Source organism: Pseudomonas sp. H3_E07, assembly GCF_054668895.1.
Map to the genome: position 1 here is coordinate 4,175,220 of NZ_CP162795.1, position 16,340 is coordinate 4,191,559.

A 16,340-nucleotide genomic window follows, 5' to 3' on the forward strand; every position below is an offset into this window, starting at 1 on the left:
GGCTGAGGCGGCTTAGAAATGGCTTTGATCGTACAGAAATTTGGAGGCACCTCGGTCGGCTCTGTCGAAAGAATCGAGCAGGTGGCCGACAAGGTTAAGAAATTCCGCGATGCCGGCGACGACCTGGTGGTGGTGCTGTCGGCGATGAGCGGCGAGACCAATCGCCTGATCGATCTGGCCAAGGCAATCAGTGGTGATCAACAGCCGCTCCCGCGTGAGCTGGACGTGATCGTGTCCACCGGCGAGCAGGTGACCATCGCCTTGCTGGCCATGGCGCTGAACAAGCGCGGTGTGCCGGCGGTGTCCTACACTGGCAGCCAGGTACGCATCCTTACCGACAGCGCGCATACCAAGGCGCGCATTCTGCAGATCGACGATCAGAAAATCCGTACGGATCTGAAAGCCGGTCGCGTGGTAGTGGTAGCGGGCTTCCAGGGTGTGGACGAGCAGGGCAACATCACCACCCTCGGCCGTGGCGGTTCGGACACCACAGGCGTGGCGCTGGCAGCGGCGCTCAAGGCCGATGAATGCCAGATCTACACCGATGTGGACGGTGTCTACACCACTGACCCGCGTGTGGTGTCCGTGGCTCAGCGCCTGGACAAGATCACCTTTGAAGAGATGCTGGAAATGGCCAGCCTCGGTTCCAAGGTTTTGCAGATCCGTGCGGTGGAATTCGCCGGCAAGTACAACGTTCCGCTGCGCGTATTGCACAGCTTCAAAGAGGGTCCGGGCACCCTCATTACTATTGATGAAGAGGAATCCATGGAACAGCCGATCATTTCCGGTATCGCTTTCAACCGTGATGAAGCCAAGCTGACTATCCGTGGCGTGCCGGACACCCCGGGCGTGGCGTTCAAGATCCTGGGCCCGATCAGCGGCGCGAACATTGAAGTCGACATGATCGTGCAGAACGTTTCGCACGATAACACCACCGATTTCACCTTCACCGTGCACCGCAACGAGTACGATGCGGCGGAGCGGATCCTGCAGAACACGGCGAAGGAAATCGGCGCCCGTGAAGTGGTCGGCGATACCAAGATTGCCAAGGTGTCGATCGTGGGTGTGGGCATGCGTTCCCATGCCGGCGTTGCCAGCCGTATGTTCGAAGCCCTGGCCAAGGAAAGCATCAACATCCAGATGATCTCCACTTCGGAAATCAAGGTCTCGGTGGTGATTGAAGAGAAGTACCTGGAACTGGCTGTACGCGCGCTGCATACCGCTTTTGAGCTGGACGCTCCGGCCCGACAGGGCGAGTGACGAAGTGCCAGAAAGGCGCGGTTTACCGCGCCTTTCCTTTTTTTGTAGGGCGCATGTTCTTTTGCGTGCGCTCGACAATACTTAGGCGGTAGGACTATGGCCTTTGGGTTGTAGGTCGAAGGCCTTTTTTTTGCAGACTGTTGTTCCTGAACTGAAATGCGTGAGGAGAAAGGTATGCTGATTCTGACTCGTCGTTGCGCAGAAAGCCTGATTATCGGTGATGGCGAAATCACCGTGACCGTGCTCGGCGTCAAAGGCAATCAAGTGCGTATCGGGGTTAACGCTCCGAAAGAGGTGGCGGTACACCGCGAGGAAATCTACCTGCGGATCAAGAAAGAGAAGGACGAAGAACCAAGCCTTTAATTTTTATCGTTTTTTATGTTTGCAAACGGGGATGAACGTGGTTAATATACGCCCCGTGTTGCGGAGAGCTGGCCGAGTGGCCGAAGGCGCTCCCCTGCTAAGGGAGTACACCTCAAAAGGGTGTCGGGGGTTCGAATCCCCCGTTCTCCGCCATTATTTGCTTAGTACGTTGCAATCTGGTTTTTTCGGTAAGTTGTTGAAACTAAACGAAAAAATAGCTTTACATAGAGATTGAACGGCCTATAATGCGCGGCAACAAATGCACTCGTAGCTCAGCTGGATAGAGTACTCGGCTACGAACCGAGCGGTCACAGGTTCGAATCCTGTCGAGTGCACCATTTAAGAGTCAGTTGCAGCAATGCAGGTGATTCGGTTACAACCAGTTGTGATCTGGTCTAAAAACACAATCTGCACTCGTAGCTCAGCTGGATAGAGTACTCGGCTACGAACCGAGCGGTCACAGGTTCGAATCCTGTCGAGTGCACCATACAAACAAAAAGCCCGCCTAGTGCGGGCTTTTTGCCGTCTGGGGTTTGTGTAGGATTTTTCGTTTTTCTCTCGCCTCCATGTGTTTTCCTTCCGCACTGCGTCGTCGCAGTTCATAGATGCAGCCAATGCTCAGCTTTGGCTCGCAAGCGCTTGTTCTTTCCAGTTTTTTGACGTTTAAAGTGGCCGGGCGGTGTATCATTGCGCCCGTCAGCCCCGCCGGGGCTTGTGGAATGCCTCCATGGACTTACCCAGTAGTTACTCAGTACCCCGTTTTACCAATCATGAATTGACTGATTGATCCTTCCGGCGTGCCCCGCTGCTGGGAGTGGAGTTCGCCTATGACCGAAGTAGAAGTAAAGAAAACACAAGAAAGCCTGCAGGATCGCCTGGCTCAAGTCATCGAGCTGCTGCAGCGCCAGCGTGTGGTCGAAGACCTTACGCATCGCCAGGATGGCCCGAACAACAACCTGGTCGAAAACCTGGTTCACCGGCAAAACCTCGTTGAGCTGCAACGCAAGCTCGACGACCTGCACTCCGCCGACGTCGCCTACATTCTCGAAGCCTTGCCGCTGGACGATCGACTGACCCTCTGGCAGTTGGTCAAGGCCGACCGCGACGGCGACATCCTGCTCGAAGTATCCGACTCGGTCCGTGAAACCCTGATCGCCGACATGGACGATCACGAGCTCTTGGCGGCGGCCAGGGAGATGGACGCCGACGAACTGGCTGACCTGGCCCCCGAACTGCCCCGTGATGTTGTCCATGAGCTGATGGAAGCCCTCGATGGCCAGCAGCGTGAGCGTGTGCGCTCCGCGTTGTCCTACGACGAGGACCAGGTCGGCGCCCTGATGGACTTCGAGATGGTCACCATCCGCGAAGACGTCAGTTTGGAAGTGGTCTTGCGTTACCTGCGTCGTCTCAAAGAGTTGCCGGGTCATACCGACAAGCTGTTCGTGGTCGATTACGAAGGCATTCTCAAAGGCGTGTTGCCGATCAAGCGCCTGCTGGTCAACGACCCTGAGAAGAAAGTGGCCGACGTCATGGCCAGCGACCCGGTGAGTTTCCATCCGGATGAAGACGCGTACGAGGCTGCTCAGGCGTTTGAGCGTTATGACTTGATCTCGGCGCCGGTGGTGGACAAGAACGGCAAGCTGATCGGTCGTTTGACCATCGATGAAATGGTCGACCTGATTCGTGAAGAGAGTGAGACCGAAGTCCTCAACATGGCAGGTTTGCGTGAAGAGGAAGATATTTTTGCCTCGGTTTGGCGTTCCCTGCATAACCGTTGGGCGTGGCTGGCCATTAACCTGATCACTGCCTTCATCGCGTCGCGGGTTATTGGACTGTTCGAAGGTTCGATCGAGAAGCTGGTGGCGCTCGCAGCGCTCATGCCGATTGTGGCCGGGATCGGCGGCAACTCGGGTAACCAGACGATTACCATGATTGTGCGTGCCATGGCGCTGGACCAAGTGAGTACGGCGAACTCGTCGCGCCTGCTGCGCAAAGAGTTGGCGGTCGGCCTGATCAACGGCCTGGTGTGGGGTGGCGTGATCGGTGTGGTGGCCTACTTGCTGTATGGCAGTTGGTCGCTCGGCGTGGTGATGACCGCCGCCATGACCCTCAACCTGCTGTTGGCCGCGCTGATGGGGGTGTTAATCCCGATGACCCTGGCCCGCCTTGGACGCGACCCGGCAATGGGCGCCAGTGTGATGATCACGGCCATGACCGACAGTGGTGGCTTCTTCATCTTCCTCGGCTTGGCAACGATCTTCCTGCTCTGATTCCATCCAGCGGGGGCAAATCTGCCCCCGCTTCACACCCTTTTCCCGAATGGCATGCAAAAAAAAGCCAGCACATGGCTGGCTTCGGCTTTCAGTTGCAAATCAATTGGCTTCTGCGGCCGCCTCAACGTCGTGCGCGATAAGCGAGACGAGAGCATTTTGCTGGCGGTGGGAGAGCTGACGAAAACGCTGCAGCAGTTCGCGTTCGTGCAGCGACAGCTCGGGGCTGTCCAGGCGCATGCTCAACTCGTCGCCCAGCGCACCTTCCTGAATGAGGCTTTGTTCCAGGCGCGCGATGATTTCGGAGTTCATGCTGCGGTGATGATTGCGAGCCACCTCGGCAATGCGTTCCCGCATTCCGTCTGGCAGACGTACGACGAACTTGTCAGCCGTACGGCTGGAATAAATTGCCTGTTTCAATGGGCGCATATATTTAACCGGTTAGTTCAGGGGAGCGGTTTTTGGAATTGGCCGCAAGATGAGTGTTAAGACAAGGCTCACGACCAAAGTTCAACCTGAATTGCAAAGAGGCCGCATCATGCCTCAGATTTGACATTTCCTTGGCGTCAATTCTGTGACAAATATTGAACTGCCTAAAGGCTTTATGCCAGCACTCATTTGCATTTTTGCGGACTGGTTGGAAAACTTTGCCACCCGTGAAGCTTCACGGGAACTTCCCGTAAGTCCATGCCACCACAGGGTTTGAGGCCGCACATCCTATAGCAAAGTGGCCTTTTGCCCTTAACTTTAAGACTAGTGGCAATTTGCCGATTAGCGAGGCTGAGGCGACATAAGGTAGGGGGAGGGGCAGGGCGTTAGCGCAGGACTGGATCGAATTTGATGCGTCGACCCATGATCAAGGTGAGCAGCGATAGGCTGGCGAACACGCCGCTGGCAATGAAGGCCGTCGTTTGGCTGTCTGAGGGTTCGGCGTTCAAGCCCAGAATGCCTGTTACGGCGGTCAGGCACAAAAACAGCCAGGCAAATTTGTTCATCAGAGGTTCCTCAGAAAACCCAGTGTTCAGAAGCGGGTGCGGACTGAGTGTCTTGGGTCAGGCGTACAGGCGATTGCGCAGTCGGTGTCATCACCGCCAGTTGCGGGCGTTGTTGCAAGTGATGGGGCACTGCCTGGCTGATCTGTGCGGGATCGTTGCTGCCTGTCGATTGAAAATGAAACATCAGCAATGCAGCCAAGGCTACGGTGTTGAGGGCTAACAGAAGGGCACTGTTCATGGTCATGTTCTCCGCTTAACGCCGTGGCTTATTGGGTTTGTAGGAGAACTGTTGCAGGTGTCGTGCCAATCTAATAACTCAATAAAATCAGATAGTTGAGTCTACTTTAAAGCCCTGAAAGGTTGCAATTTGCAATGGTGGCGTTTTGGTGGAGTGCATTTTGCACGATAGGTTCAAGGGCCCGTGTTTCCGGGGCCGATTCACGATTAATCAGGCAGTTATCGGCCTACACTCAAAAAGCCCACGGACGACATGACAAAACCCACCTCGGCCGTTAACATGCACGCCGTCCGTCGCCACACTCACAGCACGACGGCTGTCATTTGTCCCAGTAGCTCAATTGGATAGAGCATCCCCCTCCTAAGGGGAAGGTTGGCCGTTCGAACCGGCCCTGGGACACCAGATACAAGGCCCCGCACAGTTCCTTCTGGCGGGGCTTTTTTGTGGGCGCTTTCCGAAGATGAGTCGAACCTTGCCTGGGTTCTGGGTTCACACCACTGGCATCGTGTATTTATAGCAATCTGTGTATCCCGCGAGCAGCCGGACAGCGTCTGAGTCTTTAAGCAAAATAATCCCCGGAAACAGCGCCTACCGCCTGTCCGGACCCAGTCACCCCGGACTATCATGCCGATAGCCCTGTCTCTCACCGCAAGGAGCCGCTCGGAACGCCGATGCGCCAGATCTGGAAATCTTTTCGAGCCCTTTATTTCGCCTCCTTGATGATGCTGATCGGCTCCGGCCTGCTCAGTACTTATTTGGCATTGCGCCTGGCGGCCGACCACGTCGACAGCCTGTGGGTCGGTGCGCTGATGGCGGCCAACTATTTTGGCCTGGTCCTGGGCGGCAAGATCGGGCACCGCCTGATTGCCCGGGTCGGGCATATTCGTGCTTACGCCACCTGTGCCGGGATCGTCGGCGCGGCGGTGTTGGGCCACGGCCTGGTCGACTGGTTGCCGGCCTGGATCGTGCTGCGGGTAATCGTGGGCCTGGGCATGATGTGCCAGTACATGGTCATCGAGAGCTGGCTCAATGAGCAGGCCGACGCCAAGCAGCGTGGTGTGGTGTTCAGCGGCTATATGATCGCGTCCTACCTGGGCCTGGTGCTCGGCCAACTGATCCTGGTCATGCACCCTCAGCTCGGTCTTGAATTGCTGATGCTGGTCGCGCTGTGCTTTGCCCTGTGCCTGGTGCCGGTGGCCATGACGCGACGGATTCACCCGGCGCCTCTGCATCCTGCGCCGATGGAGCCGCGCTTCTTTATCAAGCGCGTGCCGCAGTCGCTGAGTACTGTGCTTGGGGCGGGGTTGATCGTCGGCTCGTTCTACGGTCTGGCGCCGCTGTACGCTTCTCAACAGGGCTTGACCACCGAGCAAGTGGGCCTGTTCATGGGTAGCTGCATTTTTGCCGGGCTGGTGGTGCAGTGGCCATTGGGCTGGCTGTCGGACCGCTATGATCGCGCGCTGCTGATCCGCTGCTTTGCCCTGTGCCTTGCAGTGGCGGCGTTGCCGCTGGCGATATTGACCCAGGTGCCGCTGGAAGTGCTGTTTGTCGCGGGCTTCGTCTGCTCCCTGGTGCAGTTCTGTCTTTATCCGCTGGCGGTAGCGTTCTCCAACGACCATGTGGAAGGTGATCGCCGTGTATCGCTCACGGCCATGCTGCTGGTGACCTACGGCGTCGGCGCCAGTATCGGGCCGTTGCTCGCCGGTGTGGTGATGAAGCTGTTCGGCAGCCAGATGCTGTATGCGTTTTTCAGCCTGTGTGCGTTGATCCTGGTGTGGCGTATTCGGCCCAAAGCGGTGACCAACCTGCATCAGGTGGACGATGCACCGTTGCACCACGTGGCGATGCCCGACAGCATGTCCAGCTCGCCGTTGGTAGCGGCACTTGATCCGCGGGTGGATGAGGCGGTGGTGCAGGAGCAAATGCAAACTGCGGTCCCGGAACCTGAGCCGGAAGCCGAGCCGGCCCCAGAAGTGGAGGAGCCAGCCTTTGTCGGGCCGCCTGAGCCTGTGGGGCCAGACGAGCATCCTCACGACTTGAGCAGGGCGCGCCCCTGAATGCAAAACGGGCAGATCCCATCAGGATCTGCCCGTTTTTTTTGCCGCGATCTTTAAGTGTTAAAAATCGTCGTCTTTGTCGAAGCGACGTGCTTCGCGTTGCAGTTGGTACACGAACCGCTCGACCTGGCGCTGCACCAAGCCGCTCATGTTGTGGAAGCGCACGCCGGCGAAGGTCGTGTTGATCTTCTCTTCGAAGTGCAGGTAACGCAGTTCGACAGAGGTGGTCATGCTGCCAAAGGGCAGGGCGGCGATAAAACGGTCATAGACCTGGCCCAACTGCAGGCGCTCGGAGATATCCCCTTCAAAGCGCAATTTGCAGCCAGTGGCGGAAATATCCAGCAGCTTGCCGCTGATAGGCGCCTTGAGCTTCTCGCCGCCCAACTCGATGTTGACCAGTTGTGCCAGCTTCAAGGCAGCGCGGAAGGCATTGCGGCGCTGATGGTAGACCACTTCGTCGGGCAGGCTGCCGGTGTAGATGCGGTGGCCGTCCTTTTCGCTGATGCTCAGGCTGCCGTTGCTTTCCCAGGCAACGCGTACACCCTCGTGGAAGCCTTCGATGCGGAAGGGTTCACCGTTTTCCAGGTAGCGTTCGCCGTCACGGGGGATCATTTCATCCAGGGCCAGGGTGCCGCTGTCCCGATTGACGTCCACCAGGTAGCTCTGGAAGCGCTGGCTGCGTTCATGGAAGGTGATGATCAGCGGGTCATGGCTGTCTTGCAGCATCCGCAAAGTGCTGGCGATTTCCAGAGGGGTGGTGAGGACCTTGGGTGGCTGCGGAGCATCTTCCGCATTAAGGGCGTTGAACACGGTTCTTCCATCTCCAGACAAAATACGACTACACGCAAGAGCGGGCATTTTGCCAGTATGTGGCGCGCCTTGGATAGGTCGCGCTGTAATCCGGCGTCAGGCTTGGCTGCGGGTGCTTGGCTTGACCAGGCGCGAGGTGGAGCCTTGAGCGTTGTAAAGCGCCGGGGGCTCGCCGCCGTGAAGTATGCGCAACTGGTTGGCGGTCGTGGCTTGCTGAAGCTGGATCGACTGACCGTTGAGCAGGTTGGCTTCCTGGCACTGGGTGAGCAATTGATTGAGTTCTTTGCTCTGGGCCAGCAATTGATCGCCAACCGTGGAGTGGCTGGCCAACTGTGCCAGGCCGTCATGGTCTGCCGGCAGGCCCAGGCTGGTCAGGATCTGGCTGCGTTTCTTGCCGTGCTGTTCCAGCAGGACAATCAGCGATTGCTTGCGCGCCAGGATTTCTTCCAACAGGGGCATGTCTCGGCCGTAGAGGGCCAGGGATTCCTCCCTGAGCAGCTCGAGCAGCTGTTGTGTCGGCGCTAGATCATCAATGATCAGTTGAAGCAGATTTTCGTCGTGATGCATGGCTGGCCTTGGGGTTTAAGCGTCCAAAAGCCCGGCGCAGGCCTTTGCCTAGCGCTCGGCTTCGAAATTAAGCAGCTTGCTGGCTACACGGTTGCTGTCGACTTGATAGCTGCCATCGGCGATTGCCTGTTTCAATTCGGCCACACGGGCTTTATTGACCACCGGTTGATCGCGCAGCGAGTCAGTGACCTTCTGCAACTGTTGAGCCTCATTGCTCAGGTGTACGGATTCCCCGCTCTGGCTGGCGCTGGCCTGTTCCGCCTTGGCAGGCAGTGGCTGGGCCTTGGCTTCTACGCTGTCCTTGGTGCCAGTAGCTCGCGTAGGGGCCGACGTGGTCGGGGTGTTATTTAAACGACTGAAATCGATGACCATGATCAAAAAACCTCTGGGTATTTGGACGCTTGCCATGTTTTCGGCCATACCCGGACAAACTTTAGGCGCGAATGACAATAAATCTCCGCACGGCACTTCTCATGCACAGTGTAGGAAAACCCAGCGTCCTGTACCAGTAATCTATAACGCGACCTCGACTTGCCCAGGGGCTGTCACCCGCGCTTTGATCACGCGGTTGGAGTTGAGGTTCTTGACGCGAATCTGTTCGCTCATGCCGCCGTTGGACAGCGCTTCCCCCGGCATCTTCACTTGAAGCGCACCGCTGCTGGCGGAAATCACCACTTGGTCGCCCTTGCGAATTACCTCGGCTTGCTCAAGATGCACCAGAGTGATGACTTGGTCAGTGACCACTGGTCGGGTCAATTTTTGCCCGATGGCCTGGTCGAGGGACGTCAGGTAGCCCTGGCTGATCATGCTGATGTCGCGTTCGCGTAGTACAACGTCCTCAAAATCGATGATCCCGGTGCGCTTGAGTGGGCGAGCCACCACCACTACATCACGGAACAGCTTCACCTGGGCCGGCACGAACACCGTCCAGGGCGAGGCGCCGTCGCAGCGCACCTTGACCGTCACCCGGCCAATCGGCTGAGCGGGGCTTTCCAGGGTGGCTGTCAATTCCTTGTCGCACTTTGGCATGCGCAAGCGCGGGTCCAGTTGGTTGACCTGGATTTCATAACGCCCCGGTGTCTGGGTGGTCGCCAGATAATCTTCTACAGTGAACTCAAGAAAGCCTTGGGTGACGCCGATAAGTAGATCAGGCAAGGTGACGTTGTCCGCACGGGCCGTAGTGCCCAGGCCTAGGGCAAGCAACACCAGCGGTGCGCAGAGCAATCTGCGAAACCGTGTCAGGATGGGGCGTCGGGAAACTGTCGTTTTAATATCCATGACCAATAAATAGCAAAGGCCGTGCCGTTTAGCGTTGGTGCGCGTCACTGCCCTTATAGGTATGGCCAAAGGTTCAGCGTGGGAGTCAAGGCATGGCAGGAGTAATGGATTCAGTAAACCAGCGCACACAGCTGGTAGGGCAGAATCGCCTGGAGTTGTTGCTTTTTCGCCTGGATGGCAAGCAGCTGTATGGCATCAACGTGTTCAAGGTGCGGGAAGTGCTGCAATGCCCCAAGTTGACGATCATGCCCAAGTCCAGCCCGGTGGTGTGTGGCGTTGCCAACATCCGTGGTGCGACGATCCCGATTCTTGACCTGGCCCTGGCCACGGGTTCGGCAGGATTGCAGGACCGTGAGAGCCCGTTCGTTATCATTACCGAGTACAACACCAAGACCCAGGGTTTTCTGGTGCGCTCGGTGGAGCGCATCGTCAACATGAACTGGGAAGAGATCCATCCGCCGCCCAAGGGCACCGGTCGCGATCACTACCTCACGGCGGTGACACGGGTGGATAACCAGTTGGTGGAAATCATCGACGTGGAGAAGATCCTCGCCGAAGTGGCGCCGACCTCGGAAACGATTTCCGTGGGGGTGGTGGACGCCGAAACCGCGCACAAGGCCGTTTCCCTGCGGGTGCTGACGGTGGACGACTCCTCGGTGGCGCGTAAACAGGTGACCCGTTGCCTGCAGACCGTCGGCGTGGAGGTAGTGGCCCTCAACGACGGTCGCCAAGCGTTGGATTACCTGCGCAAGCTGGTGGACGACGGCAAGAAGCCGGAAGAAGAATTCTTGATGATGATCTCCGACATCGAGATGCCGGAAATGGACGGCTACACCCTCACGGCCGAGATACGCAACGATCCACGCATGCAAAAATTGCACATCATCCTGCATACTTCGTTGTCGGGGGTATTCAACCAGGCGATGGTCAAGAAGGTCGGTGCCGATGACTTCCTGGCCAAATTCCGTCCTGATGACCTGGCATCCCGGGTAGTCGACCGGATCAAGGCAGCAGATCACGGCTAGGGGGCATTTCCCCTGGCGGTCACACGATTTAAGAGGCGGTATCATTGTCTACGGGTAATTTGGATTTCGAGCAGTTCCGGGTCTTCCTGGAAAAAGCCTGTGGCATATTGCTCGGTGAAAACAAGCAGTACCTGGTATCCAGCCGTCTCAACAAACTGATGGAGCAGCAGGGCATCAAGTCGTTGGGTGAGCTGGTTCAGCGCATCCAGGGGCAGCCGCGCAGCGGGCTCAAGGAGATGGTGGTCGATGCCATGACCACCAACGAAACCCTGTGGTTTCGTGACACCTACCCCTTTGAAGTGCTCAAGAACAAAGTGCTGCCGGAGGCTATCAAGGCCAGCCCGGGCCAGCGCCTGCGGATCTGGTCGGCCGCCTGCTCTTCGGGGCAGGAGCCCTACTCGATTTCGATGTCCATCGATGAGTTCGAGCGGACCAACATGGGCCAGTTGAAGGCCGGAGCGCAAATTGTCGCCACCGACCTCTCCGGCACCATGCTCACCAATTGCAAGACCGGCGAGTACGATAGCCTGGCCCTGGGCCGTGGTTTGTCCCAGGAACGCCTGCAACGTTACTTCGACCCGAAAGGGGCTGGGCGTTGGGCGGTCAAGGCGCCGATCAAGAACCGTGTGGAATTTCGCTCGTTCAACCTGCTCGACAGCTACGCCAGCCTGGGCAAGTTCGACATGGTGTTCTGCCGCAACGTGCTGATCTACTTCTCGGCCGAAGTGAAGAAAGACATCCTGCTGCGCATCCATGGCACGCTCAAGCGCGGCGGCTATCTGTTCCTCGGCGCTTCGGAAGCGCTAAATGGTCTGCCGGACCATTATCAGATGGTGCAGTGCAGCCCTGGGATCATTTACCAGGCCAAATAGTACGCAAACCTAAATGTGGGAGCGGGCTTGCTCGCGAATAAGGTCTGTCAGTCATAGATAAGTTGACTGCTCCACCGCATTCGCGAGCAAGCCCGCTCCCACATTTGTTTTGCGGCAACCCTCCCAATAGCGGCAACCCCCCATTGCCGCTTTACTGGCGCCACGCGGAAAGCGTTTGCCGCTTTTCTGGCATTGCCACCCGGCAATCTCCCCTCAAGCCCTTGATTTACTGGCCTTCAGTAGATTGGCATGCACCTTGCTATAACCCAGTTAACGAACAGCAGGTCAGCCCTTAAAGGTTTCCACCATGAGCATCAGCTTCGATAAAGCGCTCGGTATCCACGAACAAGCCCTGGGCTTCCGCGCCCAGCGTGCCGAAGTCCTGGCCAACAACATTGCCAACGCCGACACCCCGAACTACAAGGCTCGGGATTTGGACTTCTCCGCCGTGCTCGCTGCACAGCAGGACAAGACCAAGAACGGCACCTTCGCCTTGAACATGACCAACAGCCGTCATATCGAAGCGCAAGGCCTGAGCAATGGTGACGAGTCTCTGCTGTATCGCACGCCGATGCAGCCGTCGATCGACCAGAACACCGTCGACGCGCAGCTGGAGCAATCGGCCTACGCCGAGAACTCGGTGAACTTCCAGGCCAGCTTCACCCTGCTTAACAGCAAATTCAAAGGGCTGATGTCAGCCCTGCGTGGAGAGTAAGCCATGTCCCTGTCCAGTGTTTTCAATATTGCCGGCAGTGGCATGAGCGCGCAGACCACGCGCTTGAACACCGTCGCCAGTAACATCGCCAACGCCGAGACCGTGTCTTCGAGCATTGACCAGACTTACCGCGCCCGTCACCCGGTGTTCGCCACCATGTTCCAGGGCGGCCAGGCAGGTGGCAGTGATTCGTTGTTCCAGGACCAGGGGGCCGCAGGCTCCGGCGTGCAAGTGCTGGGTGTGGTCGAAGACCAGAGCAACCTTGAAGCCCGCTACGAACCCAACCATCCCGCCGCGAACGAAAAGGGTTATGTCTATTACCCGAACGTCAACGTGGTCGAGGAAATGGCCGACATGATTTCCGCCAGCCGCTCGTTCCAGACCAACGCGGAAATGATGAACACTGCCAAAACCATGATGCAGAAGGTCCTGACCCTGGGTCAGTGATAAGGGGCGCCAAATAATGGCCATCGTTGATACGAGTAACAACACGCCAGTCCAGGACCTTTTCAATTCCAAGGTCAAAACTGCCCAGGACAACAGCAGCGTCACTGACGCTGCCAATAAGGCCACGGGCAAACAATCGCTGGGCAAGGATGCGTTCTTGCAGCTGTTGGTCACCCAACTGAAAAACCAGAACCCGCTGTCGCCGCAAGACAACGGCGCGTTCGTGGCCCAGCTGGCGCAGTTCAGCAGCCTGGAAGGCATCAACACCCTGAATGATTCGGTGAATGCGATCTCCAGCAACTTCAGCTCGTCGCAAGCGCTGCAGGCGTCGTCGCTGGTCGGGCGCTCGATCATCATCCAGACCGACAAGGCCATGGTTGATACCAGCAAGAGCATGACCGGATCGGTGGATGTCACAGCGGCGACCGGCAATGTCTCCGTCAAGATCACTGACAAAGACGGCAATGTGGTGCGCACCATCGAAATGGGTGCCCAGAGCGCCGGTACCCAGAGCTTTATCTGGGATGGCAAAAACGACAAGGGTGAGGTCGCTCCTGCGGGCACCTACACCTTCAATGCCACCACCAAGAACGACAAGGGTGATGCCGTCGCCCTGAGCACTTCGCTGCCGGCAACGGTAACGAGCGTGACCTTGAGCAAGACCGGCGGCGAAATGCTGCTGAACCTGGCAGGCGGCATGGGCAGCGTCAAGCTGTCGCAAATTCAGACTATCGGTACATAGAGCCGGCTAAATACGGCAGAGGGAGAGAAACATGTCTTTTAATATCGGCCTTAGCGGGCTCTATGCGGCCAACAAACAACTGGACGTGACCGGCAACAACATCGCCAACGTGGCGACCACGGGCTTCAAGTCGTCCCGTGCGGAGTTCGCGGACATTTACGCCGCCTCCAAACTGGGCACCGGCCAGAACAGCATCGGCAACGGTGTGAACCTGGCGGCCGTGTCCCAGCAGTTCACCCAGGGCGACGTCAATGGTAGTGGCGGTATCCTGGACATGGCGATCCAGGGCGGCGGCTTCTTCGTGCAGAAGGGCAGCGACGGTTCGCTGGAATACACCCGTAGCGGTGCCTTCCGTGCCGACAAAGACGGCTACATCACCAACAACACCGGGACTTCGCGCCTGCAAGGTTATGCGGCGGATGCGGACGGCAAGATCATCAAAGGCGGCCTGACCGACCTGCAACTGAACCTGTCGAACCTGCCGCCCAAGGCGTCCACCAAGGTAGATTCCACCAGTAACCTGAACTCCTCGGAGCCGGTGATCGACCAGACGGCCAAGCCGTTCAACCCGAACGACACCAGCACCTTTACCACCCAGTACAGCACCACGTTGTACGACTCCCAGGGTAACGCGCACCCGATGGTGCAGTACCTGGTGAAAACCGACGGTAACAAGTGGAACGCCTACACCCTGATCGATGGCCGCAACCCTAACGGTTCGGCGCCAACCGGCACTCCGTCGACCCCGCCAGTACCGTCGGCACTGACCTTTGATGGCAATGGCAAGCTGACCAGTGTCGTGACCGGCGGTGTGTCCGACAAGACCCTGACCATCACCGGTTGGGTCCCTGGAACTGTGACTGATGGTGTGTGGAAGGCCAACGGCGCCAATGCCAACCCGACCGGTATCGCGGTCAACATGGCCAACATCACCCAGTACAACTCGGCCACCTACCGCAACCCACCGGTCACCGATGGCTATGCCACCGGCCAGATCACCGGCCTGAAAATCGACGGTAACGGCGTACTGTTCGCAACGTTCAGCAACCAGCAGAGCAAGGCCATCGGCCAGATCTCCCTGGCCAGCTTCAACAACGAACAAGGCCTGCAGCCTGCCGGCGGTACCTCCTGGAGAGAGACCTTCGCTTCGGGCCAGCCAGGTTACGACACCCCGCAAGCGGGCACCCTGGGTTCGATCGTGGCCAACTCCCTGGAGAACTCCAACGTCAACCTGACCAACGAGCTGGTAGACCTGATCAAGGCCCAGAGCAACTATCAGGCGAACGCCAAGACCATCTCCACCCAGAGCACCATCATGCAGACCATCATTCAGATGACGTGATGCGGTAGCGCTCTATAGAAAGCCCCTCGAAAGAGGGGCTTTTTTTTGCGTGTCATTTGGCCTTAGGACCTTTCCCACCGTTGCTGTAGTCAGGGGATGACGCGCGACTACCGGAACGTATCACATCGCTCCTTCCACTCATTCAGGCGTAGGCCGTTTGGATCATATGGGGAGGGTTTGGTATGTGGAGTTCGTCAGCATCCGCCCAAGAGGCTGGAGGTGCACGTCGCAACGTTGCCTGGGGTGGGAGTTACCCGCTAGATGCACGTCGTTCGGACACTACAACGCAGGACGTAGGGTCCAATAAACAAGCTATCAGTCAGTTGCTCAAAGAAATTGAAGATGCCGAGAAAACGTCAAAGAGCCAGGTCGTACGGGATCTGCGTGACAAGCTGAATAAAGTACGAGGGGAGCTGGGTGACGAGAAATTCAAGGAGGTCCTTGAGGAGCTGAAGAAAGATAAGGCTGATGCCTGGTGGGCGTGGCTGAAGGCCCTGTTTCCGGATCTATTTCCAGATGATTCGCCTTTGGAGCCGCCCTCTCCAGCACCCTCTCCACGTGGAGGCGGAGGGGGTGGAGGAGGCGGAGGCGGCAATAGAGTCAACCCGCAAGGCTTTGGGCCCGCCGACGTCATGAGCAACAAGCCCATTACCGAGGGTGCTAAATATTTCAACTACAAACCTGACAACAGTAACCCAGGTAAAAAGCCAGACAATATCTGGAGCGGATTCAGCCAGGGGCCTGATGGAAACTGCGTGACTGTTTCGTCAATCAAGGCCGCGATGATGCAGTTCGGGCAGAAACCCACCGACGTGTTCAAAGAGGTGAGGGAGACGGGCAGTGGCTATGACGTGACCATGCGAGATGGGGTCAAGGTTTCTTTTACTAAAGATGAATTGAGGCAGGCTGCCACTCAAGCTCGTTTCAAGGGAGATGATCCGCAGATGATCACGGACGCCAACTTCATGTATGCAGCGAGCGCGAAGCGGGCACAGATGGAAAACAACGATGGCACGGCGGGGCGAAGCTTCCAGGCTGCAATGAACAGCCTCAACGATGGTGAGGGCTCGCGCGAGGGGCTAAACCGCTTGGGTCTTAAGGGGCACTACAGGCCGGCGACAGACTCTGATTTGAGAAGCAGCAAGGTGGGGACGGTGGAGTACGGAGGCCATTCGATGGCGGTGATCGATGGTCGAATTGAGTTGTGGGGTCGACGCGGTGGGGTGCCCCAGTCGGGTATGGCGACCGTGTTGTTCTGAGGTGCCGGTCTTTCGTCCTGGCCAATAAAAACCCCCGATAAACCCCAGTGAATCCGGGGTATATCGGGGGTTTTTCAGTTCCGGGTGATTAAACCCGGAA

The 16,340-nt window shown here is 57.6% G+C and carries 18 protein-coding genes and 4 tRNA genes; 15 read left to right on the forward strand and 7 right to left on the reverse strand.

Annotated features, from left to right (window positions below; translation table 11 throughout):
• Positions 1–18: 18 nt before the first annotated feature.
• The 6 genes from AB4O08_RS19160 to mgtE all read left to right on the forward strand — a co-directional run bounded on the left by AB4O08_RS19160 (position 19) and on the right by mgtE (position 3,893).
• On the forward strand, positions 19–1,260 hold the full coding sequence (locus AB4O08_RS19160; RefSeq protein ID WP_010208327.1) for an aspartate kinase: 1,242 nt from the start codon (positions 19–21) through the stop codon (positions 1,258–1,260).
• A gap of 174 nt (positions 1,261–1,434) precedes the next feature.
• Positions 1,435–1,623: a carbon storage regulator CsrA gene (csrA, locus tag AB4O08_RS19165; RefSeq protein ID WP_003175645.1), complete on the forward strand. Its 189-nt coding sequence runs from the start codon at positions 1,435–1,437 to the stop codon at positions 1,621–1,623.
• Positions 1,624–1,685: 62 nt separating this feature from the next.
• Positions 1,686–1,776 (forward strand) — tRNA-Ser (locus AB4O08_RS19170).
• Positions 1,777–1,884: 108 nt separating this feature from the next.
• Positions 1,885–1,961, forward strand: a tRNA-Arg gene (locus AB4O08_RS19175).
• Between the two features lie 72 nt (positions 1,962–2,033).
• Positions 2,034–2,110, forward strand: a tRNA-Arg gene (locus AB4O08_RS19180).
• Between the two features lie 340 nt (positions 2,111–2,450).
• Positions 2,451–3,893, forward strand: coding sequence for a magnesium transporter (gene mgtE, locus AB4O08_RS19185; protein ID WP_010208332.1), 1,443 nt, complete (start codon positions 2,451–2,453; stop codon positions 3,891–3,893).
• A gap of 102 nt (positions 3,894–3,995) precedes the next feature.
• On the opposite strand, the gene AB4O08_RS19190 is transcribed toward mgtE, so the two are convergent.
• The 3 genes from AB4O08_RS19190 to AB4O08_RS19200 form a co-directional block, all read right to left on the reverse strand.
• On the reverse strand, positions 3,996–4,322 hold the full coding sequence (locus tag AB4O08_RS19190; RefSeq protein ID WP_003175643.1) for an Arc family DNA-binding protein: 327 nt from the start codon (positions 4,320–4,322) through the stop codon (positions 3,996–3,998).
• A 386-nt stretch (positions 4,323–4,708) separates the two neighbouring features.
• On the reverse strand, positions 4,709–4,888 hold the full coding sequence (locus AB4O08_RS19195; RefSeq protein ID WP_021491470.1) for a PA3371 family protein: 180 nt from the start codon (positions 4,886–4,888) through the stop codon (positions 4,709–4,711).
• Positions 4,889–4,898: 10 nt separating this feature from the next.
• Positions 4,899–5,126: a hypothetical protein gene (locus AB4O08_RS19200; RefSeq protein ID WP_010208335.1), complete on the reverse strand. Its 228-nt coding sequence runs from the start codon at positions 5,124–5,126 to the stop codon at positions 4,899–4,901.
• Between the two features lie 325 nt (positions 5,127–5,451).
• Here AB4O08_RS19200 and AB4O08_RS19205 point away from each other — a divergent pair.
• Both AB4O08_RS19205 and AB4O08_RS19210 read left to right on the forward strand, forming a co-directional pair.
• Positions 5,452–5,528: transfer RNA gene (locus AB4O08_RS19205), tRNA-Arg, on the forward strand.
• A 269-nt stretch (positions 5,529–5,797) separates the two neighbouring features.
• Positions 5,798–7,183 carry an MFS transporter gene (locus AB4O08_RS19210; RefSeq protein WP_460114280.1) on the forward strand — a complete coding sequence of 462 codons (1,386 nt, stop codon included), beginning with the start codon at positions 5,798–5,800 and terminating at the stop codon, positions 7,181–7,183.
• A 60-nt stretch (positions 7,184–7,243) separates the two neighbouring features.
• Here AB4O08_RS19210 and AB4O08_RS19215 read toward each other — a convergent pair whose 3' ends face one another.
• From AB4O08_RS19215 to flgA, 4 genes are all read right to left on the reverse strand, one after another.
• Positions 7,244–7,993, reverse strand: coding sequence for a flagellar brake protein (locus tag AB4O08_RS19215; RefSeq protein WP_177004654.1), 750 nt, complete (start codon positions 7,991–7,993; stop codon positions 7,244–7,246).
• 96 nt (positions 7,994–8,089) lie between these two features.
• Positions 8,090–8,560 (reverse strand): flagella synthesis protein FlgN, encoded by a 471-nt coding sequence (locus tag AB4O08_RS19220; RefSeq protein ID WP_010208339.1) that lies wholly within the window; start codon positions 8,558–8,560, stop codon positions 8,090–8,092.
• Positions 8,561–8,608: 48 nt separating this feature from the next.
• Entirely contained in the window at positions 8,609–8,932 is a 324-nt protein-coding gene (gene flgM, locus AB4O08_RS19225) for a flagellar biosynthesis anti-sigma factor FlgM (RefSeq protein WP_010208340.1), read from the reverse strand.
• A gap of 141 nt (positions 8,933–9,073) precedes the next feature.
• Complete coding sequence (flgA, locus tag AB4O08_RS19230) at positions 9,074–9,838, reverse strand: flagellar basal body P-ring formation chaperone FlgA (RefSeq protein WP_032882708.1); 765 nt, start codon at positions 9,836–9,838, stop codon at positions 9,074–9,076.
• Positions 9,839–9,930: 92 nt separating this feature from the next.
• Between flgA and AB4O08_RS19235 the strand changes: the two genes are divergently transcribed.
• The 7 genes from AB4O08_RS19235 to AB4O08_RS19265 all read left to right on the forward strand — a co-directional run bounded on the left by AB4O08_RS19235 (position 9,931) and on the right by AB4O08_RS19265 (position 16,240).
• Positions 9,931–10,863, forward strand: a complete 933-nt coding sequence (locus tag AB4O08_RS19235; protein WP_010208344.1) for a chemotaxis protein CheV — start codon at positions 9,931–9,933, stop codon at positions 10,861–10,863.
• Between the two features lie 44 nt (positions 10,864–10,907).
• Positions 10,908–11,735 (forward strand): protein-glutamate O-methyltransferase CheR, encoded by an 828-nt coding sequence (gene cheR, locus AB4O08_RS19240; RefSeq protein ID WP_010208345.1) that lies wholly within the window; start codon positions 10,908–10,910, stop codon positions 11,733–11,735.
• 307 nt (positions 11,736–12,042) lie between these two features.
• Positions 12,043–12,450 (forward strand): flagellar basal body rod protein FlgB, encoded by a 408-nt coding sequence (gene flgB, locus AB4O08_RS19245; RefSeq protein WP_010208346.1) that lies wholly within the window; start codon positions 12,043–12,045, stop codon positions 12,448–12,450.
• Positions 12,451–12,453: 3 nt separating this feature from the next.
• Positions 12,454–12,897, forward strand: coding sequence for a flagellar basal body rod protein FlgC (gene flgC / locus AB4O08_RS19250; protein WP_010208347.1), 444 nt, complete (start codon positions 12,454–12,456; stop codon positions 12,895–12,897).
• A gap of 16 nt (positions 12,898–12,913) precedes the next feature.
• A complete protein-coding gene (gene flgD / locus AB4O08_RS19255) occupies positions 12,914–13,639 on the forward strand; it encodes a flagellar hook assembly protein FlgD (RefSeq protein ID WP_010208348.1) in 726 nt (241 codons plus the stop codon).
• 31 nt (positions 13,640–13,670) lie between these two features.
• Positions 13,671–14,981: a flagellar hook protein FlgE gene (flgE, locus tag AB4O08_RS19260; protein WP_010208349.1), complete on the forward strand. Its 1,311-nt coding sequence runs from the start codon at positions 13,671–13,673 to the stop codon at positions 14,979–14,981.
• A 182-nt stretch (positions 14,982–15,163) separates the two neighbouring features.
• A complete protein-coding gene (locus AB4O08_RS19265; RefSeq protein WP_031290638.1) occupies positions 15,164–16,240 on the forward strand; it encodes a hypothetical protein in 1,077 nt (358 codons plus the stop codon).
• Positions 16,241–16,340 lie beyond the last annotated feature (100 nt).